Annotated in this window: 24 protein-coding genes; 14 read left to right on the top strand and 10 right to left on the bottom strand. The window is 41.8% G+C overall.

From position 1 onward, the window contains the following. Positions 1 to 69: 69 nt before the first annotated feature. The 6 genes from MHH26_RS11825 to MHH26_RS11800 form a co-directional block, all read right to left on the bottom strand. The gene (locus tag MHH26_RS11825) at positions 70 to 990 is read right to left on the bottom strand and encodes an iron-hydroxamate ABC transporter substrate-binding protein (RefSeq protein ID WP_034661895.1); all 921 of its coding nucleotides are present in this window, start codon (positions 988 to 990) and stop codon (positions 70 to 72) included. Positions 991 to 1,187: 197 nt separating this feature from the next. Beyond that, positions 1,188 to 1,787: a response regulator transcription factor gene (locus MHH26_RS11820; RefSeq protein WP_034661892.1), complete on the bottom strand. Its 600-nt coding sequence runs from the start codon at positions 1,785 to 1,787 to the stop codon at positions 1,188 to 1,190. Further along, positions 1,784 to 2,920: a sensor histidine kinase gene (locus MHH26_RS11815; RefSeq protein WP_106031182.1), complete on the bottom strand. Its 1,137-nt coding sequence runs from the start codon at positions 2,918 to 2,920 to the stop codon at positions 1,784 to 1,786. Before MHH26_RS11815 ends, MHH26_RS11820 begins: the two co-directional genes overlap by 4 nt. 118 nt (positions 2,921 to 3,038) lie before the next feature. Beyond that, a complete protein-coding gene (locus MHH26_RS11810; RefSeq protein ID WP_095285570.1) occupies positions 3,039 to 4,088 on the bottom strand; it encodes a fatty acid desaturase in 1,050 nt (349 codons plus the stop codon). Between the two features lie 189 nt (positions 4,089 to 4,277). Beyond that, complete coding sequence (locus MHH26_RS11805; RefSeq protein ID WP_106031183.1) at positions 4,278 to 5,720, bottom strand: DEAD/DEAH box helicase; 1,443 nt, start codon at positions 5,718 to 5,720, stop codon at positions 4,278 to 4,280. 99 nt (positions 5,721 to 5,819) lie between these two features. Further along, positions 5,820 to 6,623: an NAD kinase gene (locus MHH26_RS11800; protein ID WP_106031296.1), complete on the bottom strand. Its 804-nt coding sequence runs from the start codon at positions 6,621 to 6,623 to the stop codon at positions 5,820 to 5,822. 444 nt (positions 6,624 to 7,067) lie between these two features. On the opposite strand from MHH26_RS11800, the gene sppA reads away from it, so the two are divergent. The 13 genes from sppA to MHH26_RS11735 all read left to right on the top strand — a co-directional run bounded on the left by sppA (position 7,068) and on the right by MHH26_RS11735 (position 19,495). Further along, positions 7,068 to 8,069, top strand: coding sequence for a signal peptide peptidase SppA (gene sppA, locus MHH26_RS11795; RefSeq protein ID WP_060596993.1), 1,002 nt, complete (start codon positions 7,068 to 7,070; stop codon positions 8,067 to 8,069). Between the two features lie 14 nt (positions 8,070 to 8,083). Beyond that, positions 8,084 to 8,605, top strand: a complete 522-nt coding sequence (locus MHH26_RS11790) for an RDD family protein (protein ID WP_106031184.1) — start codon at positions 8,084 to 8,086, stop codon at positions 8,603 to 8,605. 98 nt (positions 8,606 to 8,703) lie between these two features. Next, positions 8,704 to 9,411: a DUF2953 domain-containing protein gene (locus MHH26_RS11785; protein WP_060597089.1), complete on the top strand. Its 708-nt coding sequence runs from the start codon at positions 8,704 to 8,706 to the stop codon at positions 9,409 to 9,411. A 14-nt stretch (positions 9,412 to 9,425) separates the two neighbouring features. Further along, positions 9,426 to 9,878 carry a GerW family sporulation protein gene (ytfJ, locus tag MHH26_RS11780; protein ID WP_003216488.1) on the top strand — a complete coding sequence of 151 codons (453 nt, stop codon included), beginning with the start codon at positions 9,426 to 9,428 and terminating at the stop codon, positions 9,876 to 9,878. 112 nt (positions 9,879 to 9,990) lie between these two features. Continuing rightward, complete coding sequence (gene tpx, locus MHH26_RS11775; protein ID WP_034321005.1) at positions 9,991 to 10,491, top strand: thiol peroxidase; 501 nt, start codon at positions 9,991 to 9,993, stop codon at positions 10,489 to 10,491. Between the two features lie 88 nt (positions 10,492 to 10,579). After that, positions 10,580 to 11,554 (top strand): class I SAM-dependent methyltransferase, encoded by a 975-nt coding sequence (locus MHH26_RS11770; protein ID WP_034661875.1) that lies wholly within the window; start codon positions 10,580 to 10,582, stop codon positions 11,552 to 11,554. A gap of 229 nt (positions 11,555 to 11,783) precedes the next feature. Then, positions 11,784 to 12,968 (top strand): acetate kinase, encoded by a 1,185-nt coding sequence (locus tag MHH26_RS11765; RefSeq protein WP_034661872.1) that lies wholly within the window; start codon positions 11,784 to 11,786, stop codon positions 12,966 to 12,968. 105 nt (positions 12,969 to 13,073) lie between these two features. Continuing rightward, complete coding sequence (locus MHH26_RS11760; protein WP_340973524.1) at positions 13,074 to 13,589, top strand: MogA/MoaB family molybdenum cofactor biosynthesis protein; 516 nt, start codon at positions 13,074 to 13,076, stop codon at positions 13,587 to 13,589. Between the two features lie 173 nt (positions 13,590 to 13,762). Then, a complete protein-coding gene (locus MHH26_RS11755) occupies positions 13,763 to 14,974 on the top strand; it encodes an argininosuccinate synthase (protein WP_095285567.1) in 1,212 nt (403 codons plus the stop codon). Beyond that, positions 14,971 to 16,344 (top strand): argininosuccinate lyase, encoded by a 1,374-nt coding sequence (argH, locus tag MHH26_RS11750; protein WP_106031185.1) that lies wholly within the window; start codon positions 14,971 to 14,973, stop codon positions 16,342 to 16,344. The genes MHH26_RS11755 and argH overlap by 4 nt, the downstream gene beginning before the upstream one ends. 177 nt (positions 16,345 to 16,521) lie before the next feature. Further along, entirely contained in the window at positions 16,522 to 17,277 is a 756-nt protein-coding gene (locus tag MHH26_RS11745; protein WP_008343153.1) for an SDR family oxidoreductase, read from the top strand. A gap of 66 nt (positions 17,278 to 17,343) precedes the next feature. Then, positions 17,344 to 18,027, top strand: a complete 684-nt coding sequence (locus tag MHH26_RS11740; RefSeq protein WP_060596988.1) for a metal-dependent hydrolase — start codon at positions 17,344 to 17,346, stop codon at positions 18,025 to 18,027. Positions 18,028 to 18,172: 145 nt separating this feature from the next. Then, complete coding sequence (locus MHH26_RS11735; RefSeq protein ID WP_106031188.1) at positions 18,173 to 19,495, top strand: CBS domain-containing protein; 1,323 nt, start codon at positions 18,173 to 18,175, stop codon at positions 19,493 to 19,495. Positions 19,496 to 19,562: 67 nt separating this feature from the next. On the opposite strand, the gene MHH26_RS11730 is transcribed toward MHH26_RS11735, so the two are convergent. Then, positions 19,563 to 19,865: a YtpI family protein gene (locus MHH26_RS11730; RefSeq protein ID WP_003216665.1), complete on the bottom strand. Its 303-nt coding sequence runs from the start codon at positions 19,863 to 19,865 to the stop codon at positions 19,563 to 19,565. 147 nt (positions 19,866 to 20,012) lie between these two features. On the opposite strand from MHH26_RS11730, the gene MHH26_RS11725 reads away from it, so the two are divergent. Next, on the top strand, positions 20,013 to 20,954 hold the full coding sequence (locus MHH26_RS11725) for a DHH family phosphoesterase (RefSeq protein ID WP_034661858.1): 942 nt from the start codon (positions 20,013 to 20,015) through the stop codon (positions 20,952 to 20,954). Between the two features lie 51 nt (positions 20,955 to 21,005). Here MHH26_RS11725 and MHH26_RS11720 read toward each other — a convergent pair whose 3' ends face one another. The 3 genes from MHH26_RS11720 to MHH26_RS11710 form a co-directional block, all read right to left on the bottom strand. Continuing rightward, a complete protein-coding gene (locus MHH26_RS11720) occupies positions 21,006 to 21,191 on the bottom strand; it encodes a hypothetical protein (protein ID WP_003216400.1) in 186 nt (61 codons plus the stop codon). A gap of 109 nt (positions 21,192 to 21,300) precedes the next feature. Continuing rightward, complete coding sequence (gene ytrI, locus MHH26_RS11715; RefSeq protein ID WP_034661857.1) at positions 21,301 to 21,804, bottom strand: sporulation membrane protein YtrI; 504 nt, start codon at positions 21,802 to 21,804, stop codon at positions 21,301 to 21,303. Beyond that, on the bottom strand, positions 21,801 to 22,142 hold the full coding sequence (locus MHH26_RS11710; protein ID WP_034661856.1) for a YtrH family sporulation protein: 342 nt from the start codon (positions 22,140 to 22,142) through the stop codon (positions 21,801 to 21,803). The genes ytrI and MHH26_RS11710 overlap by 4 nt, the downstream gene beginning before the upstream one ends. Positions 22,143 to 22,272 lie beyond the last annotated feature (130 nt).

The raw sequence follows: 22,272 nt of genomic DNA, 5'->3' as shown, positions 1-22,272 counted from the left end.
AGCGGAAAAAAAGCGCTGCCGCTAGAAGCAGACAAGAAAAAAGCAAGGGAAGGGTTCCCTTGCTTCAGTTTATTTACCTAAAAAGTGCTTTTTAAAGAATGATAGTTGATAGTCGAGTGTAAGCGGATCATTAAAATAGAATTCTTCTGCATTTGCCTCATACACACGATGTTTTTTCACAGCTGGGATGGACTTGTAGATTTCACTGTTTTGATAGGAATTGTCCATTTCGCTGTTTTTACTTATGATCATATAGTCTCCAGCAAATTCAGGAATCACTTCTTGTGAAACCGCATAGTAGCCAGCTTTTAATGCTTTTTCTTTCACTTTTTCAGGCATTTTTAGTTTCATTTCTTGGTAGAGGATTTCTGTGCCGCGGCCCCATGCATCTCCAAACACGTAAAGATCTTTTGTGCCGCTTTCAAACACAGAAACCGTCGCATCCTCACCGATTTTCGCTTTGATTTCTTTCCCAGCTTCAGCTGCGCGTTCTTTAAAATCTTTTACCCATGCTTTGGCTTCTTTTTCTTTGTTTAATACTTTTCCAATTTCAATATGCTGCTGAAGGTAATCGACTTTGTTATACGTAAACAAGACTGTTGGCGCGATTTTTTTTAGTTTTTCTACATTTTTTGTATTGCTTAAGCCAATGATGACATCGGGCTTTAGCTTCATGATTTTTTCGACATTGGCATCCGACACTTCTTCCACATCTTTCAATTCCTTTTGGAAGCGAGGGTTCTTTTTTGACCAAGAGTCGACGCCGACTAGGTTCACACCAAGTGACATGACATTACCCGTGTAAGAACCAAGTACAACGACACGTTTTGGATGCGCTGGCAGCTTCACAGGGCCATTTTCAGATTGATATGTAATCTTGTCTGATGATGTTGATTGATTTCCTTTATTTGAGGAAGAGCTGCTGCTATTGCCACATGCGCTCAACGCAAGTACAAAGATGAGCATCAGAGGGAACAATATTTTCTTCATGAATGTAGACTCCTTTGAAATCGGCACATAAGCCGGTATTTGATTGTACAAGTGATAATGATAATTATTATCACTTGGATATCATATCATAGGAGTGCGGTCTGTTGTCAATTACATTTTGATAGTTGGTGATAAAAAATAGAGGGGGATTTTTGGTAGAAAAAAAGATCAAGGCACATGTGTCCTGATCTTTTTTCTTATTTAAACCAGCCTTTTTCTTTTGAGCGTGTAATGGCTTCAATGCGGTTTTTCACTTCTAGCTTATCTAAAATAATGGAAATGTAGTTTCGGACAGTGCCGCTTTTAATGCTGAGTTCCTTAGCAATTTCTTTTGTGTTTTTGCCGTCTGCGACGAGTTCAAGGACTGATTTCTCTCGTTCTGTTAAAGGGTTTTCGTCACTATATAAGTCTTCCATTAATTCAGGGGCGTACACCTTTTTCCCTTTCATCACACTGCGAATGGCACTTGCCAGATCTTCACTTGGACTGTCTTTCAGCATATAGCCGCTGACGCCAGCTTTGAGCGCCCTTTGGAAATAACCTGAGCGGGCAAAGGTCGTTAAAATGATGATTTTCACATCTGTCCCTTTGAGCTCTTCTGCTGCATCAAGTCCGGATTTCCCTGGCATTTCAATATCCATTAAGCAAATATCAACAGGGTGCTTTTGGGCAAAATCGATGGCATCCTGGCCATTCGTTCCTTTCCCAACTACCTTCATATCGTCTTCTAAATCAAGAAGTGAACCGAGTGCACCGAGCAGCATTTGCTGATCCTCTGCGATAAAGATGTTGATCATTTCATCCCCTCCTTTTCTTTTGCTGCTGAATCATTTGGAATGCTCATGATCAGCTTCGTCCCATCTTTTGTCTCAAGGTGAAGGCGTCCATTTGCAAATTCCAATCGTTCTCTAATCCCTAAAAGGCCATGTCCCTTCGTTTGAGAGGAGGGGTGATCTCCTTTAAATGTCCCATCATCTTCAACCGTGATGACCGCTTCTTTTGACTTTTGATGAATGGTTATTTTACAGACCGTGGCATCACTATGTTTGACGATATTGGTGACCGCTTCTTTTATACACATGCTCACAATGTTTTCGTTGAGAAGAGAGATGTGTTTCGGTGCTTCCTTTTCATCATAGATCAATTCTATCCCGGCCGCTTCGAGAATTTGCTCTATGTTCAACATTTCATCCTTGATCCGAATACCTTTCATGGAGGAAACAATTTTCCGAACTTCATTGAGAGACGTTCTGGCTGTTTGCTGGACGCTTTTCAGTTCGGCACGAGCCTGCTCTGGGTCTTTATAAACCAGTTTTCGGGCAAGATCACTCTTTAAACCGATGAGGGAAAGCTTTTGTCCAAGGGTATCATGCAGATCACGTGCAATGCGCTGCCTTTCTTCAATTTTTACAAGGTCAGCGATACGTTCATTGGCATCTTCTAATTTCTCTTCGAGCCGTTCACGTTCCTTCCTGCTTCGAATGCTGAGGGGGAGGAGAATGGCACTAATGAGTGTAATGAGAACCAAGGGAATTTGCGTGAGAAACCAGCCCTTTTTTAAGATCAGACTGAAATTCACCGCAATGGCGGCGCTCCCGACATGAATATAGTATAAGATATAGAAAGGTACTTTTCTTTTAATATGCCCATTGAAATAGGCGATGCAAAAAGCGAAATAAATGTAGCTGTAGAGCATGACATAGCCAGTAGAAATCGCAATCAAGAGAAGGCCTAATACATATAAAGACCAGCCTTTTGCGATAAAGGCAAAACGATAGACAGCGAAAAAGACAACGTTCAAAATAATGCCGATCACAATGCCTAAAGTCGAAGGAGCCTTAATGATAAAATAAAATGGAAGGATGAAAAAAATGGCCCATATATACGGGGATATCCCATGCAATTTTTGAATTTTAAGTTGTTTTTTCATCCGTGAATCACCTTTTCCATTTTTTCATTCTTTTTCACTACTTTATCAAATTGAACACGTTATCGCATCCTGCAAATACCAACAAGCTCCTTCTATTGTAAGAAAGAGCTTGCGTCGTTTACGCATTCTTCTTGAGAATGTCTCCTTTGATGACAGGTGTGCTTCTAGTCTGACGTGCTTCTTTAAAGGTTACAAATGCTTTCGTTTCTTCATCCCAAAGTCTAAATTTCATTGACTCGATACTTGTTTTTAAAGTGATGGTTGGAACATTTTGAAGCGGCTCACTATGCTCATGTGCATGCTCCAAGTGATAATTCGGTACCCTCGGGCTTAAATGATGGACATGGTGATAACCGATATTGCCTGTTAACCACTGAAGGAGCTTTGGCAATTTGTAAAAAGAACTGCCTTCTACTGCTGCCTGCACATAATTCCAATGTTCATCTGCTTCAAAGTAAGAATCCTCAAACGTATGCTGCACATAAAACAGCCATACACCGATTGATCCAGAAATCAGGAAGATTGGACCTTGAACAAGTAACAAACCTTGCCAGCCAAAAAGGAGATAGGTCGCTCCTGCCAATAAAACAATTGATATGTTTGTGAAATACGTATTCCAGCGCTCTTTTTTACGAGCATTTTTGACGTTGAAACGGTTTTTAAACAGGAAAACAAAGATCGGCCCCAAAATAAACATCACAAAAGGATTACGATAAAATCTGTAGCGAAATTTCGTCCATACTGATGCTTCTTGATATTCTTTGACTGTCAGGAGCCAAATGTCACCAGTACCTCGTTTGTCTAAATTACTGCTTGTGGCATGGTGAATCGAATGATCTCTTTGCCATTGAAGATAAGGGAAAAGGGTGAGTACACCTGTTAAGAAACCGAACAAGTGATTCAGCTGCTTCTGTTTGAAAAAGGATTGGTGGCAGCAGTCGTGAAAAATAATAAAGACACGTACTAAAAAACCAGCTGCAATAACCGCAAAGAAGAGGGTTAAAAGGTAGGAGATGTTCAGGCTATAATAGGCAAGAAACCAAAGCCCCAAAAATGGAATAAATGTATTAAAGAGCTGCATGATACTTTTTTTAGAATTAGCACCAGAGAATTGGCCAACTTGTTTTCTTAAAGTGGCTTGCTGCTGTGTGTTTGTTGAAGTCGTCATGAACGTTCAAGTCCTTTCCGTTTCTTTCTACTTCAAAGTATAGAAGGAAAGGTGTCATGCTCATAGTAGCACCCATCATGTATTCGATATGACATTTGTCATGTTGGACGCCGGAAAGGCTGACGGCATCAGGGTTTGTAAGCTTATTTTATTTTAAATAAAAAAGTAAAGGCGCTTAGCCTTCACTTTTTATGAACGTGCTTCATGAACTTTTAACTGCTTGCCTTTAATGGTTGTATGGCGCATGGCATTCAGCACAAGAGGGCCTTTGCCGTTTAAAATATCGACATATGTTTTCGTGTCTTGAATGGTAATAATCCCAATGTCATCGAAGGCAACGCCTTCTATTTTGGCAATGGTCCCAACGAAATCAACGGCCCGCAGCTTCTTTTTCTTTCCGCCGTTAAAATAAAGCTTCATAATATCCTTCTCAACGCCTGCCTGTTTATTTTCCTTTTGAATCGGTGTTTCAATCTTTTCTTCAAAGCTTTCTACATACTGCTCTGCTTCTTCCTTTGTTGGATAAGGCTGCGTCTGGAAATCAATACCTGCTTCCTGCTTTAATTCATCAATCAGAGGCATTGCGTTTTTGGTCATAAACGCAATGGTTTTCCCGCTTTTCCCCGCTCTGCCAGTTCTTCCTGTTCGGTGAATATAGCGCTCTTTTTCATAGGGCAGATCGTAATGAATCACATGTGTCATATCACTGACATCAATGCCCCGGGCTGCTATATCGGTTGCGATCAAATAACGGAACTCACCGTTTTTGAATTCATCCATGACAGCGAAGCGGTCTTCCTGTCTCATGCCTCCATGAATTTTGTCACAAGGCACATCCCATTCGTCCAGCTTCATTGTGAGTTCATTCACTCGGTCCTGTGTATTACAGAAAATAATGCAGCTATCTGGATTTTCAATGACGATCGTACGCTGAAGAAGGGAGAATTTTGCTTCTTCTTCCGTTTCAATCACGGTGTGGGTGATTTGTTGTACAGACGTTTCCGCGCGTGCGATTTCAATCACTTTTGGTGATTGTAAAAACTGTTCGCTCAATTTCTTCATCTCATCAGACATGGTCGCTGAAAACAGCATTGACATGCGCTTTGGCGGCAGATACTGAATAATAGAAGAGACTTGATCAATAAATCCCATGTTCAGCATTTCATCCGCTTCATCTAACACGAAAAATTTGAGGTTTTCTAATGAAAGAGTACCTTTCTCAAGGTGATCCAAGACTCGTCCTGGTGTTCCGCACACAATATGGTTTTTTTGTGCAAGCTCTACTTTTTGGGCTTGAAAAGGGGCTTTTCCATAAATGGCTGCGGCTTTGATTCGTTTCAATCGTCCAAGGCTTGTGAGATCCTGTTTGACCTGCATGGCGAGTTCTCGTGTTGGAACGAGGATGAGGGCTTGAGGTTTATTCTCAGCCCAATCGACCATTTCACAAATCGGCAAACCATAGGCTGCGGTCTTGCCGCTGCCAGTCTGAGATTTGACGATCAGATCCTGCTTTGAAAAAGCAACGGATAACGTCTCGTGCTGAACAGGTGTAGGTGTATGGAAGTGAAGTGCTTTTAGCGCTTGTTTTAATTCATTGCTTAATGGATATTGATCAAATTGTTGTAATGTCATCGTGTTCTCCTTTTCGTACATTCATACTTGTGACATCATACCATAACCATGACCGTGAATGAAAAGACATGAAAAAAAGCCCCATAAAGGAGCTTTTGATTAAAGGAATCTGCGTTTTACTTTTTCCCAGTAGGAGTTGTCTTTTAATTTCACTGTTTTAATGACTTTTCCTGAAAGGCCGATGTCAATTTGTTTGACGTGTTTCGTGCCAAGCGCTTCGTTATCAAGCCCGATAATTGGATGGTCGTTTCCGTCCTGCACAACCTTCAGCGTTAGCTTGCGGTCACTGCTTAAGATGAAAGGAGCACCCAGTGTACGGTACGAGTTGTTGTTTAGCGATGCAAGCTCTGTGACTTGCATACAAGGGAGCATCGGATCAACCACTGCGCCGTTTACCGATTTATTGTAGGCTGTTGAGCCGGTCGGAGTAGAAATAATCATTCCGTCTCCTCTAAATGTTTCAAAGTGGAAATCATCTATATACACATCGATCACAAATGTTTTAATAATGCTTGAGCGGATCGACAGTTCATTTAAGCAATGGAACCGATTGGTACTGTCAACGCTTACATCGATGATCGGATATTTTCTCACTTCAATCTGTTCAGTGTTCATGGCATCAATCATTTTATCAAAATGCTCTAATGAAAAATCGCAGTATAGATGCGAATTCTCTGTTTTTGATACCCCTACATACAAGCAGTCATCCCGGAAATTCGTTTTGCGGACTGCTTGAAGAAATGTGCCATCCCCGCCAATTGAAGCAATAATATGGGCATCCTCTGCACGCTTGACGACTTGAAAGCCTTGATCGGTAGCGAGCTTCTCCAGAGAAGAAATGTGTCCATCCAATTCATGATCTTTTTTGTAAAAGAAAAATACATTGCGACGATTGTCTGTCATTGACGTTCTCCCCTTTGTTGTCAAAAATAGTTTTCCAATAATAAAGGGCTTACATGTGAACCCTTGCTCACATTTTACACTTTTTTCATATGAAAGTAAAAACATTAGAAAAACCTGCATGATGATGGCATTCGTTTTTAGAAATGAGCCAATGTAAGGGATTCGAAAAGGGCAGGATTTGAGCATAATTGAATAGCTTCTTTCTCATGAAAGAGTGGTTTAGGTGTTTCGTTGTGGTGTAGAACTAGCCTATTAGGTGCAGAGGGAGGATAAAAAAGCCAATTTTTCGTCATGCGCATCTCAAAGGAGACGATGTAAAGTTGATCGTGAATGAAAAGAGGTGCTATCATATGATGAAATGAAATGTAAAAAACCACAATTCCTGTGAAACATTTCATATGAATATTCGTATCAATGAAGAGAGACAAAAAGGAGGAGAAAAAGATGAATGCGAAAAGATGGGTAGCGTTAATCATTGCACTAGGTGTTTTCGGATTTTCAATTGTGATAAGTGTCACGATGGCCTTGTTCGAAAACTTCAATGACAATAAAATGAGCTATCAATTTGGGGATGAAATAGAAGAAAAGGTACTAGAGGATGGAAGCGGTGCTGGGAAAATTGCGGTTCTTGAGATTAATGGAACCATTCAAGATAATGGCGGCGCATCAAGTCTGTTAGGCGGAGAAGGATATGATCATCGTGCATTCCTCAAGGAACTAGAAAAAGCGAAAGATGATGCTTCAGTAAAAGGTGTACTGCTGCGCGTCAACTCTCCTGGCGGCGGTGTCTATGAAAGTGCGGAAATACATAAAAAATTAGAAGAAGTGAAAAAAGCGAAGAAGCCGATTTACGTCTCCATGGGCTCAATGGCAGCTTCTGGCGGTTACTACGTATCAACTCCAGCCAAGAAAATCTTTGCTTCACCTGAAACATTAACAGGATCGTTAGGTGTGATCATGCAAAGCTTGAACTATTCAAAGCTGGCGGATAATTTAGGTATTAAATACGAAACAATTAAGAGCGGAAAATTTAAAGACATCATGTCACCAAATCGTGATATGACAAAAGATGAGCGCGACATCATGCAAAGCATGGTTGATAACTCGTATGAAGGGTTTGTCAAAGTCATCTCTGAAGGACGCGGCATGTCAAAACAAGACGTTAAGAAAATTGCTGATGGCCGGGTCTATGACGGAACACAGGCGAAATCGAACGGATTAGTCGATGAGCTAGGATATTATGAAGATGCAATCAAAGCAATGAAGAAAAATGAAAAAGGGTTAAAAGGAGCGACAGTGATCAGCTATTCTCAAAGCTTTGGCTGGAACTCTCTCTTCAATATGAGCGCAAGCAAACTCTTTAAAAGTGAAATTGATTTTCTCAATCTAAAAGAAACACTGGCTGGCTCAAACGGGTCTAAACCGATGTATCTCTATTCAAAATAAAGGAGGGATCATAGATGGATTCTACATTCGATGAAGTAACCGAAAGCCGCAGCCAAGAAGAATCGAATCCGGCTCTTGCGAAACGTGCAGTGATTGAAGCACAGGCGTTTGCAGGCTTTTGGATTAGGTTTTGGGCGTTTATTCTTGATTGGCTCGTCGTCTGGGGTGTCAACCATTTGACGGTTTCTCCAATCTTTAGTCTGTTTGGCTGGTCCAAAGGAGGAGGATGGTTTTCTCCATTTTCCGTCACAACGACGATTGTATTCCTGCTTTATTTCGCCATCATGACGAAAATCTTTCAACAAACACTCGGCAAAATGGTGTTTGGGATCAAAGTGGTCTCGCTTCAGCCTGAGAAGAGGCTGGCATGGGATGTCATTTTCTTTAGAGAGATTGTAGGTCGCTACATTAATACGCTCTTTGTTCTCTATGCTGTCGTTGGGTTCTCACCGAAAAAGCAAGGGGTTCATGATTACTTTGCCGATACGGTGGTCGTCCATGAACATTTATATGAAAAAACAGAAGCAAACGTATAATCAGAGGAGTTTGGCCGGGTACCGGTCAAACTCTTTTTTCATGATTGGGTATAAAATCCAGAATGAGAGCCATAATCGTAGAGGAAGCATCATTTGTTATGGAGGAAGTGAGCACAGTGCTTTACGTTTGGATCGCAGCTTTTTTGTTCCTTGGGATCTTATTGATCTTCATGAAAGTGACCATTTCACTGGATTATTCACATGCAAATGACAATGACCACCTTGCACTGAAGATCATCACCTTATATGGAATCATCAGACTCAAAAAAGACATTCCGATGGTGAGGGTCAATCCAGAAGATCAAACGATTGATATACGTGAAAAGAAGATGGCGAGCGCCAAAACCCCTAGTCACGAAAAAGAATCCATACATCAAAAAGTGGGAAAACGTGATATGAAGCAAATCCTTCATCAAATGGAGCGCATCACAAAAGAGATCGTCGATTTAAACCGGATCATGCGTAAATTCTTCATTCACATTAGAATTGTATCGTTTCACTGGTCAACATGGATCGGCTTTCATGACGCCGCTTTAACAGGTGTAGCAGCTGGCGGTGTATGGTCAGTCAAAGGAGCACTGCTTGCCTTTATGCAGGAGCATCTCACCTTTAAGCATAAACCGGTATATGAGGTGATTCCCGCCTTTCAGCATAATGTGTCACAGACCCAGTTTACATGTATAGCTTATTTTCGTATTGGACATGCTATGCTTGCAGCCATTCGTTTACTTGTCCATTGGTTAAAAGGAAGAAAGGCGAGAAAAAATGCCTCTCTTCAAGCAACGAAGAATGAATCATCTGTTTAAGGAGGAACCCGAAAATGGCAGATCATCCGATCCAAGGTCTTATGAAGACAGCGATGGAAAACTTAAAAGAAATGATAGACGTGAATACGATCATCGGCGATCCAGTCGAAACCCCTGACGGCAGTGTCATTCTTACTGTGTCGAAGGTTGGTTTTGGATTTGCAGCCGGCGGCAGTGAATTTAACGGGAACCAAAAGAAAGAAAAACGTTCTGATGATCAAGAACGAAAAGAACCGAGACTCCCATTTGGCGGAGGAAGCGGCGGAGGTGTGTCTATTACACCAATCGCCTTCTTAATTGTCGGAACAAACGGCGTTCGAATGCTTCATTTGGATGAACATACACATCTGCTTGATAAAATATTGGATTCTGCTCCTCAAGCAATTGAACGTCTTCAGCACATGTTTAAGAAGGATGAACGGGAGAACCGTCATAAAGAACGAAAACTAGATGACATAGACCTTTAAAAAGTTAGCTGCGCTGCAGTTAACTTTTTTTTCAAAAGTGACGATTAGGCTTTGCAGTTTTTTGCTTTCTCTACTATGATAGAACCATACATTTGATAAGGGAGGAATTGTTTTGGCATCGATCACATTTAAAGGGAGTTCTGTCACGCTTGTAGGAAATGAAGTGAAAGTAGGCGAGCAGGCTCCAGATTTCACGGTATTAACGAACTCACTAGGGGAAGTTTCACTTTCAGATTTAACAGGAAAAGTGACGATCATCTCAGTGATTCCTTCTATTGATACAGGTGTGTGTGACGCACAAACAAGACGTTTCAATGAAGAGGCAGCCGGTTTAGGTCCGGTCAATATCTATACAATTAGTGCAGACCTTCCATTTGCACAAGCACGCTGGTGCGGAGCAAACGGAATTGAAAATGTCGAAACATTATCTGATCATAGAGATATGTCATTTGGTGAAGCATTCGGAGTATATATGAAAGAATTGCGTTTATTGGCGCGCGCAGTCTTCGTATTAGACCCGAGCGGAAAAGTGGTTTACACTGAATACGTAAGCGAAGCAACGAATCACCCAAATTATGAAAAAGCCATTGAAGCTGCAAAATCACTGTTATAAAAGCAGCATCGACAAGAGCTCCGGCTTCATCCTGGGGCTCTTTTCAATGAGGAGATATAGCTTTTAACAAAGCGAGGAGAGAAAAGCATTGCAGAAAGATCAAGTAAGTACGATTTTTGAGCTGCTCGATACAGCTTCTATTCGATTAAAAAAGGACCAAAGCATTTCCTATATTGAAGCATTGGCTGAAGCAGGAGAAGCCTTTTTCCAAGCAAATGATCGAGACGGTTTACTAAAGGATTTAATAGAGAAAGCAGATTTTGCTTCTTATGATCATGAGCAGATTCGTAAAGCGTTTCAGCTCGCCGTATTGAAAGGACAAAAGGATATTTCCCATCCAAATCGTCAGATGACCCCAGATACGATCGGGCTGTTTGTCAGCTATTTGGTGAATAAATTTTTAGAAGGACAAAAAGAGCTTGTTGTCTTTGATCCAGCAGCGGGAACAGGGAACTTACTGCTTGCTGTCTTAAACAATCTCACTGCAGAAACAAAGCGCGGCTTTGCGTCTGAAATTGATGATGTACTCATTAAAATTGCATGGGCACAGGCAAACTTGGAAGAGAAGGAAGTCGAGCTTTTCCATCAAGACAGCCTTGAGCCGCTTTTGATCTCACCAGTAGATGTCACTGTATGCAGTCTGCCAGTCGGTTATTACCCAAATGATGAGCGTGCAGCAGACTATGATTTGAAGGCAAAAGAAGGACATGCCTTTGCCCATTATTTATTCATTGAACAAAGCCTTCGTTATACGAAAGAAGGCGGCTTCTTATTCTTCATCATTCCAAACGATTTGTTTGAAGGAAAAGAAAGCGTGCAATTAAAGGATTTTATCAAAGATCATGCATATATGAATGCGTTAATTCAGCTGCCAGTCTCCATGTTCAAGGACAAAAAGCACGCCAAAAGCTTGTTTGTGATGCAAAAGAAAAAGGAAGGCTTGGAAGCACCAAAACGGATGCTCTTTGCCAATCTGCCGTCTTTCTCACAAAAGGAAGCCATGGTGGGTGTGATGAGAAAATTAGACCAGTGGTTTATAGAAGAAAAAGAAACGAAAGAATAGCCAGAGTGATTTCTGGCTATTTTATTATTCAGAAAATAACGACTTATCGATGAAAGCGGTAACAGTTCGAAGGTGCACTTGAAATGCAAAGTTTTCAATGTTTAAATGAAAAAGTCAGATATTTTTCGGACTTATCGTTAAACTATAAAAGACCCGTCAAACAGGTTGAATATAGCACCGGAAAAAACGTGAAACCTTATATAACAACTGAGTAAAAGGAGCGACAGGAATGTCTAAAATTATTGCAATCAACGCAGGAAGCTCATCTCTTAAATTCCAATTGTTCGACATGCCAGAAGAAACCGTTTTAACAAAAGGCCTTGTTGAAAGAATCGGAATGGACAACAGTATCTTCACGATTTCTGTAGATGGAGAAAAGAAAACAGAAATCACAGATATTCCAGATCATGCAGTAGCGGTCAAAATGCTGCTTGAAAAACTAATTGAATTTAACATCATCAAAGACTTTAATGAAATTGATGGCGTAGGACACCGCGTTGTTCACGGCGGAGAGAAATTCAGCGACTCTGTTCTTTTAACTGATGAAGTCATCAATGACATTGATCAGCTTTCAGAGCTAGCACCACTGCACAACCCTGCAAACGTTGTAGGAATCAAAGCATTCAAACAAATTCTGCCTGACGTACCAGCGATTGCTGTGTTCGATACAGCCTTCCACCAAACAATGCCAGAGCAGTCTTACCTATACAGCCTTCCGTACGACTACTACAAAAACTTTGGTATTCGTAAATACGGATTCCACGGGACAAGCCATAAGTTCGTAACAGAGCGTGCAGCAGAGCTATTAGGCCGTCCTCTTGAAGAGCTTCGTTTGATCTCTTGCCACCTTGGAAATGGTGCAAGTATCGCAGCAGTTGAAGGCGGAAAATCAATCGATACTTCAATGGGCTTCACACCGCTTGCAGGTGTTGCAATGGGTACACGTTCAGGTAACATTGACCCTGCCCTTATTCCATTTATTATGGAGAAAACAGGACATACAGCTGAAGAAGTACTTTCTACTTTGAATAAGAAGAGTGGTCTTTTAGGTGTGTCTGGTCTATCAAGTGACCTTCGTGATATCGAAGAAGCAACAGAAGAAGGAAACGACCGTGCAGAAGTAGCTCTTGATATTTTTGCAAGCCGTATTCATAAATATATCGGTTCTTATGCAGCGAGAATGAATGGTGTAGATGCGATCATCTTCACAGCTGGAATCGGTGAAAACAGTTCAGAAGTAAGAGCTCGTGTCCTTCGTGGTCTAGAATTCATGGGCGTTTACTGGGATCCTTCTCTTAACAACATGAGAGGCGAAGAAGCATTCATCAGCTACCCGCACTCTCCTGTAAAAGTGATCGTCATCCCAACGAACGAAGAAGTAATGATTGCAAGAGACGTTATGCGCTTAGCATAATCAAAAATGAAGAAGCTCTTTTCCAATAAGGAAAAGAGCTTTTTTCTGTTAAAAGCAGCATGCTATAATGTTGTCCAATACGAAGCAAAAGGGAGCGGTGAGAAAATGAGCGTGACAGAACATAAACGTGAGGCGAAAGAGAGGCTTTATTTAAAAGTTATTACGGTCAGTGATACAAGAACGAATGAAACAGATAAAAGCGGCCGCCTGATGATTGATTTGCTTAAAGAACAGGGACATCTCATTCTTGCATACGATATTGTAAAAGATGACATTGGAGCGATCCAAGACGCTGTGTTAGAGGGAACAAGCGAACCGAAAATAGATGCCGTCTTGTTAAACGGGGGCACAGGAATTGCCGCAAGGGATGTCACCATTGAAGCGATCACCCCGCTTTTCTCCAAGGAGCTGCCAGGCTTTGGCGAAATCTTCCGCATGCTGAGCTATACAGAAGACATTGGTTCAGCCGCTATCTTGTCCCGGGCAACGGCTGGGGTCGTCAATCAAAAAGCGGTTTTTGCCACACCAGGCTCTACTGGAGCTGTTCGTTTAGCCATGACAAAACTCATCATTCCAGAGCTTCCTCACGTCTTACGAGAGCTTGAAAAGGATCAAAAATAGCCCAAAATGACTCGGCCAAGAAAATTTGGCGGAGTTTTTTTCATAAAGGGGTTGAAAAAACAATTTTTCCTTGTTACAGTGTATACATACTAAATGCATGTTTATAAATTAAAACTTATTTTTATGCAAAAAACATTCACAGAATCAAAACAAGCGAGAGGAGCTTTTCAATCATGTCACAAAATAAAAAAGTCGTATTAGCATATTCCGGAGGTCTTGATACCTCTGTTGCAGTTAAATGGTTACAAGAGCAAGGATACGAAGTCGTTGCTTGCTGCCTGGATGTAGGTGAAGGAAAAGACTTAGCATTCGTTCAACAAAAAGCACTTCAAGTCGGAGCGGTTCAGTCTTACATGATTGACGCAAAAGAAGAGTTTGCTGAAGAATTTGCACTGACTGCATTACAAGCACACACCATGTATGAGGGAAAATATCCGCTTGTATCTGCACTATCTCGTCCACTTATTGCAAAAAAATTGGTGGAAGTCGCAGAGAAAGAAAATGCAGTAGCGGTTGCTCACGGATGTACTGGAAAAGGAAACGACCAAGTCCGTTTTGAAGTATCCATTAAAGCACTGAATCCAGACCTAGAAGTTCTTGCACCAGTACGTGAATGGAAATGGTCCCGTGATGAAGAAATCGATTATGCTCAAAAGCACGGTATTCCAATTCCGATTAACTTAGACAGCCCATATTCAATCGACCAAAACCTTTGGGGCAGAAGTAACGAGTGCGGCATTTTAGAAGATCCTTGGGCTGCACCGCCAGAAGGAGCATATGATCTAACGACTCCACTTGAAAAAACACCTGACACACCTAAGACCATCGAAATCACGTTTGAAAAAGGAAAACCAACAGCCATTGATGGTATTCAGTATTCATTATCTGATCTCATCCTTCATTTAAATGAAATCGCTGGTCAGCATGGGGTTGGCAGAATCGATCACGTTGAAAACCGTCTTGTTGGCATCAAATCTCGTGAAGTATACGAGTGCCCAGGTGCTGTCACACTTCTAAAAGCGCATAAAGAGCTTGAAGATTTAACACTAGTGAAAGAAGTCGCACACTTTAAGCCAATCATTGAACAAAAAATGGCTGAATTAATATACAACGGATTATGGTTCTCACCGCTTAAAGAAGCATTAGATGCTTTCTTACAAGAAACACAACAGAACGTAACAGGTGTTGTACGTGTGAAACTATTTAAAGGCCATGCCATTGTAGAAGGACGTAAATCACCATATTCACTTTATGATGAAAATCTAGCAACATACACAAAAGCAGATGAATTCGATCATGATGCTGCGGTAGGATTTATTAATCTTTGGGGCTTACCGACAAAAGTAAACAGCATCGTGAATAAAAAGGAGCAGGTTAAAGCATGAAAAAGCTTTGGGGAGGCCGATTTCAAAAAACACCAGAAAAATGGGTCGATGAGTTTGGCGCGTCCATTCATTTCGACAAACAATTAGTCAAAGAAGATCTGACCGGCTCCCTTGCTCATGCAAGTATGCTGAATACATGCGGTATCCTAGACGATGAGGAGGCCGCTGCCATCAAAGATGGACTGAATACGCTCATGAAAAAGGCAGAGGCAGATGAATTGGAATTCTCAGTAGATTATGAGGACATCCATTTAAACCTTGAAAAAATGCTCATTGATGAGATTGGTCCGCTTGGCGGCAAATTGCACACAGCGAGAAGCCGGAATGATCAGGTCGCAACCGATATGCATTTATATTTGAATAATCAAGTAGAGCATATCATTGAACTGATCTCTTCTTTTCAAACAGTGCTTGTGGAAAAAGCAGAACAGCACGTTGAAACGATTTTTCCAGGATATACGCACTTGCAGCGTGCACAGCCTATTTCCTTTGCTCATCATATGCTCGCCTATTTCTGGATGCTTGAGCGTGACAAAGCGCGTTTTCAAGATTCGTTGAAGCGAATTAACGTGTCTCCACTTGGATGCGGAGCGTTAGCAGGAACGACATTTCCAATTGATCGTGAATATACAGCAGAGCTGCTTGGCTTTGATCATATTTACGAAAACAGCCTTGATGGCGTGAGTGATCGGGATTTCATTTTAGAGTTTTTGTCTAATAGCAGCCTTGTGATGATGCATCTCTCACGTCTTTGTGAGGAAATCATTTTATGGTGCTCTCAAGAATTCAAATTCATTGAACTTGATGACACATATGCAACAGGCAGCAGCATGATGCCGCAAAAGAAAAACCCGGATATGGCAGAATTGATCCGCGGAAAAACGGGCCGTGTATATGGCAACCTAATGGGGCTTCTCACCATTATGAAAGGTTTGCCGCTTACGTATAACAAAGACCTGCAAGAAGACAAGGAAGGCATGTTTGATACAGTAAAAACCCTTGCTGGCAGCCTGCAAATCTTCACAGGCATGATTCAAACCATGACGGTGAACGAGGATGTCATGAAAAAGGCAACAAAAGAAGATTTCTCAAATGCGACCGAAGTGGCAGACTACCTAGCGAAAAAAGGCATGCCATTCCGTGAAGCACACGAAATCGTTGGCAAGCTTGTGTATACGTGCATTCAAAAAGGCATCTACTTAAGTGATCTTCCGTTTGAAACATTCACAGAAGCGAGCGATCTTTTTGAAGAAGACATTTACACCGTTCTTGATCCGTATGTTGCTGTTGAAAAAAGAACAAGTGCAGGTGGAACTGGATTTAAACAAATTCAGCTCGCTTTAGAAAAAGCAAAAGCCTGCCTAGCGTAACACGTCAAAAAACCATTCGTATGATGCGGGTGGTTTTTTTGCTGTCAGAAAGGAGAATCCTCTTCCTTAGAGAACAAGATAGCAGAAAGGGTTCATAAGTGCGCCAGATGCTGGTTTATAGTAAAGTAAAGATAAGAAACATGTGAACTTGCAACCTTTGCTTTAGGAGGAGATTGTGTGCGACACGCATTAATAACAGCGGGTTCTAAAGGACTTGGCAGGAAAGTAACCGAGTCTTTACTGAATATGGGGTATTCTGTGACAGTGAATTATCGAAGTGATGATGAAGCTGTCCGGCAGATGAAAGAAGAATTGCAGGAATACGAAGAAAAGCTTCAATTTGTCCAAGGAGATGTGACAAACAAAGAAGATTTAAAAAACATGGTAGAGCTGGCAGCAGAGCGATTTGGGCGGATCGATGCCTTGATTAACAATGCTGGACCTTATATTTTTGAACGTAAGAAACTAGCGGATTACTCTGAAGATGAATGGTATCAAATGATGGAAGGCAACCTATCCGCAGTGTTCCATTTGTTCCGAATGGTCATCCCCATGATGAGAAAACAAGGCTTTGGCCGCATTATCACGTATGGCTTCCAAGGAGCAGACCATGCACCAGGCTGGATGCACAGATCAGCCTTCGGAGCGGCAAAAGTGGGGCTTGCGTCATTGACGAAAACCATTGCGATTGAAGAAGCCGAAAACGGCATCACAGCCAATATGGTTTGCCCAGGCAAAATCGTTGGAGACATGAAAGAATCCACAATAGAAGAAGCACGGCAGATCAAAGACGATGAAACGCCTATTGGCAGGTCTGGTACTGGAGAGGATATAGGGCGCATCATTTCATTTTTATGCGATGACCGCTCAGACCTGATTACAGGGACCGTTATTGAAGCAACAGGTGGTCTTAACGTCATTCACAGACATTAAGTTTTTCAGCTTTTTATACAGGGAATAGATGAAATGAGATCAAATTCGAAAGGTGGATATACTCACATGAAAGCTACATATCACGGACATTCAGTCGTACACATTGAAACAAACGGATACCATATTTGGATTGATCCATTTTTAAAAGGAAATAAACACACAGATATCAAGCCGCAAGATGTCAAAGCGGATGTCATTTTACTGACACATGGGCATGGAGATCACCTCGGTGACACCATTGAAATCGCTAAAAACAATGACGCGCTCGTTGTCGCGCCAAACGAACTTGCCGTTTATTTAAGCTGGCAAGGGGTGAAAACGCACCCGCTTCATATCGGCGGCGGACGTGAGTTTGAATTTGGTAAAGTCAAGCTCACGCAAGCGTTCCATGGTTCAGCTGTCATTGATGAAGATGCAAAAACGATTACGTATACAGGCATGCCATCAGGTATTTTATTTACTGCAGAGGGCAAAACGATTTATCATGCTGGAGACACTGCGCTCTTTTCAGATATGAAGCTGATCGGTGAGCTGAATCATATTGAGCTTGCATTCCTTCCGATCGGTGATAATTTCACGATGGGGCCGGACGATGCAAGAATCGCAGCCGAATGGCTTCGGGCGAAGCAGGTCGTGCCGATTCACTACAGCACATTCCCGCCGATTGAACAGGACCCGCATGCATTTGCAGACAGCCTGCATGGCGGCGTTGGTCATGTGTTAAACAGCGGAGAATCGATTGAGATTTAATCAACATAGCAAAAAGCCGGCATTCCAATGCCGGCTTTTTTTGTTTACGTGTATCGTGCTGAAAAAGACAAATTGCTATTAAAAGCCTCCTGCCCTTATAATGAAACATAGATGAAAACGCTGAAAACAAAAAGGGTGAACGGGATTGGCGACAAAGCATGAACAAATTTTATCGTATATTGATTCATTAGATGTCGGAGAGAAAATCTCTGTCCGGCGTATTGCGAAAGAAATGAAAGTGAGTGAAGGGACCGCTTACCGGGCCATCAAGGATGCTGAAAATAAAGGATTCGTCAGTACGATTGAACGAGTTGGTACCATTCGGATTGAACAGAAGAAAAAAGAAAATATTGAAAAGCTGACATATGCAGAAGTGGTCAATGTTATTGATGGACAGGTGCTTGGAGGACGAACGGGCTTACATAAAACATTAAACAAATTTGTCATCGGTGCGATGGAGCTTGATGCGATGATGCGCTACACGGCAGCTGGAAACCTGCTGATTGTCGGAAACCGGATCAATGCACACAGACAAGCATTAGAGGCAGGAGCAGCTGTGCTGGTCACGGGCGGCTTCTCAACAGATGATGAAATCATTCAGCTCGCAGATGAGCTTGAGCTGCCGATCTTATCGACAAGCTACGATACATTTACCGTAGCAGCTCTCATAAACCGAGCCATTTATGACCAACTAATAAAAAAAGAGATTGTGCTTGTGGAAGATATTTTAACGCCGATCGAACGGACGGTGTATTTATCACCAGAGGATAAGCTTGAAAAATGGTATGAAAAGAATTATGAAACTGGCCATGGCCGTTTTCCGGTCGCAGACGACCAAATGAAAATTCACGGAATTCTCACCTCAAAGGATATCGCGGGGCATGACCGCTCTACACCGATTGAAAAGGTGATGACGAAAAATCCACTGACAGTCATTGGAAAAACCTCTGTCGCCTCTGCTGCTCAAATGATGGTATGGGAAGGCATTGAGGTGCTGCCAGTCGTAGATGATTATGCGAAACTAATTGGGATGATCAGTCGTCAGGATGTGCTGAAGGCGCTTCAAATGATTCAAAAGCAGCCGCAGGTCGGCGAAAAACTGGATGATGTTGTCTCAAGAGGGTTTAAAGATACCGATACAGATAAGCCAAAGGCAGATGCGGTGTATCAATATGAGGTCACACCCCAAATGACAAACCAGCTCGGAAACATTTCATATGGAGTGTTCACGCAAATTTTAATTGAATCCGCCAACCGCTTCTTAAAGTCTCATAAAAAAGGGGAGCTGATTGTCGAAAGTCTCTCTGTCTACTTCTTAAAACCGGTTCAAATGGAATCCACGATACAGATCAAGCCGAATATTTTAGAAGTAGGCCGCAAGTTTGGAAAGCTGGAAGTGGAGGTATATCATCAATCGAATATCGTAGGGAAAGCGATGCTGATGGTGCAGCTGATGGAGAGAGGATAATCGTAAAAGGGCGATGACGAAAATGACAAAGGGCTAAAATAAACATCATTTTAGCCCTTCTCTCTTATTATGCGTGATCTTTTTCGCCTTCCTTTAAAAAGAGCGGAAGGTAATGCTTGTAGGCTTTATATCCAGCCCACGTACTGCCGATACCGACAGCAACAAAAATAAATCCAATGACAAATGCGAGTGACGAGCGGTTTAAAAATAATTGATTCACACCGAAGAGCAGGACAAAGCAGCCAAGTGCCATACTGGATTTAGCCGACCAGAATTTCTTTTCGACTGGGCGGTTCGTACGGACATTCTTTGCTTTGTAGTATAAATAAAACATGGCAGAACAAATAATAAACACAATCAAAACAAGCATGTGCCAAGCCTCCATTGTAAGTGGTTACAACCCTATTTTAAACGTAAATAGGCTTGCTTACTAGAATAAATTGTCTATTCCTCACTTTTCCGTCAGGATAGATTATGATTTAATAATAAAAAGAGTATCGGATAAGAAGGAGTTTTTATGAAAAAAGAACTGATTAGAACCATATCATTATATGACACCATCATCATTCATAGACATGTAAGACCAGATCCTGATGCGTATGGATCGCAGTGCGGCCTTACGGAAATCTTGCGTGCCACCTATCCAGAAAAAAATATTTATGCGACAGGAACCCCGGAGCCATCCCTTTCATTTTTGTATGAACTTGATGAGGTTCCGGATGACGTGTACAAAGATGCCCTTGTCATTGTCTGTGATACAGCCAATCAAGCAAGAATTGACGATCAGCGCTATTCAATGGGCGATAAGCTGATGAAAATTGACCATCATCCAAATGAAGATCCGTATGGTGATTTGCTTTGGGTGGATACAGAGGCAAGCTCTGTGAGCGAAATGATTTATGAATTGTATTTAGAGGGGAAAGAAGAAGGATATCAGCTGAATACAAAGGCGGCTGAACTCATTTATGCCGGCATTGTAGGAGACACAGGCCGCTTCCTTTTCCCAAACACGACGAAAAAGACGCTCAAATATGCTGGAGAGCTTATTGAATATCCATTTTCATCTTCAGACCTTTTCAATCAATTGTATGAGACGGACTTGAATGTCGTGAAATTAAATGGCTATATTTTTCAACATATTTCTTTGTCAGAGAATGGGGTCGCCTCTGTTTTCATTAAGCGCGATATTTTGGAATCGTTCCAAACAACAGCGCAGCAAGCCTCACAGCTTGTTGGGACACTTGGAAATATTGCAGGGATTAAGGCATGGGTCTTTTTTGTGGAAGAAAACGATCAGATTCGTGTTAGATTCCGCTCGAAAGGCGTCGTCATTAATACCATTGCGAAAAAATATCATGGCGGCGGCCACCCGCTTGCAGCTGGTGCGTCTATTTATGATTGGGCCGTGGCAGATGAGATTTTGCGTGATTTAGAAGAAGTATGTAAATCATCATCATGAGAGAGGGGGGCTTCAAGTCCCCTCTCTCTTTTTTTGTCATGGAGAAAAGGGTTACTTGCATACAGGGATAAACCAGCAGCCGATGTCAGTTGAATCTTCATAGGCTTGGAGATTTTGATGCTTTAATTCTTTTTTAATTAAATGAGCCATCATTTCTGTCTCAGCATAAGCACACATGCCGTCTTTGATCCGGCTTGCTTTGTCTCGTGCCATTTGACGATAGCTATAAACCTCCATTGTCCTCACCTCTTTCTGTTTTAGATCTCGTTCTACTTTTAGTGTATAAAAATAATGAGGGAAAAGCGATCATTGAGGGCAGAAATTCATAAAAATTCCACATGATCATTTATTCAGCAAATGAAATGCGCACTTCAAGTGAAAGCTTCGTATAAATCGTCAGCTCTGTCACTTTGGCGCGGTATGCCTTTTCCCGAATGGTATATTCTTTGTTTTCCACCGTCCGTTTTAATAATTCCTTTGTTTTATAGACACTTTCAATATCCTTTGTAATGACCTCTGAGATATCCTCTTTGACCTGATCTTCAAATTTCAGCGTATCTGGCTCTGGGATTTTATATTGCTCACGATTGACGAGATGGACATCTACGCTTTGGATCAGCAGCCGCTGTTTATTATCCTCATTTAACTTATGCAAATCTTCCCGATAGAGTGTGATTTGTTCTTTCAGACTGTCCATATGGTGCTGCTGGCTTCTAAGCTGTGTCACCTGCTTTTCCTGAAAGGTTCCGTATGTAAAGAGGAAAATGAGCCAGCTCACAATCGCGCCAAACATCATCCCTGCAAAAAAACGCTGCCAGCCTGGACGTTTGTACAGCTCCGGCACCCTCATGATGACACATGCTCCTGTGTGAGCCACGTAATAATGAGATAACCTGTTTGTGCACCGCCCATGGCAGAGACAATTAATAAAATCTGCTTGAAAATATCACGCGTGTTCCCTTCGAAAATGCCTCTTTCAAAGCTATAAACGGCATCAAAAGTTCCACCGATAGCTGCGACAAGCGCCCAAATCTTTAAACGGTTGGCAAGACTCGTAATAATGGATAAAGGCGGCTGACCAGATAAATAAGCACCAACACCACCTATGATGGCACCGCCCAAAATGACCCCAAGAGCAATAAAATAACAGCTAATAAAATTCGGAATAAAAGCTTCCTTCACATCCATTGTGTCCACCTCACTCTATTCAATATATGGTGTGTGCGGGACAAGTATGAACGGACAGAAAAGAAAGAACATTTGTTTCTCACCGCATCGCGTTTTATAATGAAAGAATGACTTTAGACGAAAGGAGTGG

Source organism: Bacillus sp. FSL K6-2839 (assembly GCF_038003365.1).
Classification (GTDB): domain Bacteria; phylum Bacillota; class Bacilli; order Bacillales; family Bacillaceae; genus Bacillus.
The sequence above is the reverse complement of the archived record's forward strand: the minus strand, read 5'-3'. Positions and strand labels throughout refer to the sequence as shown.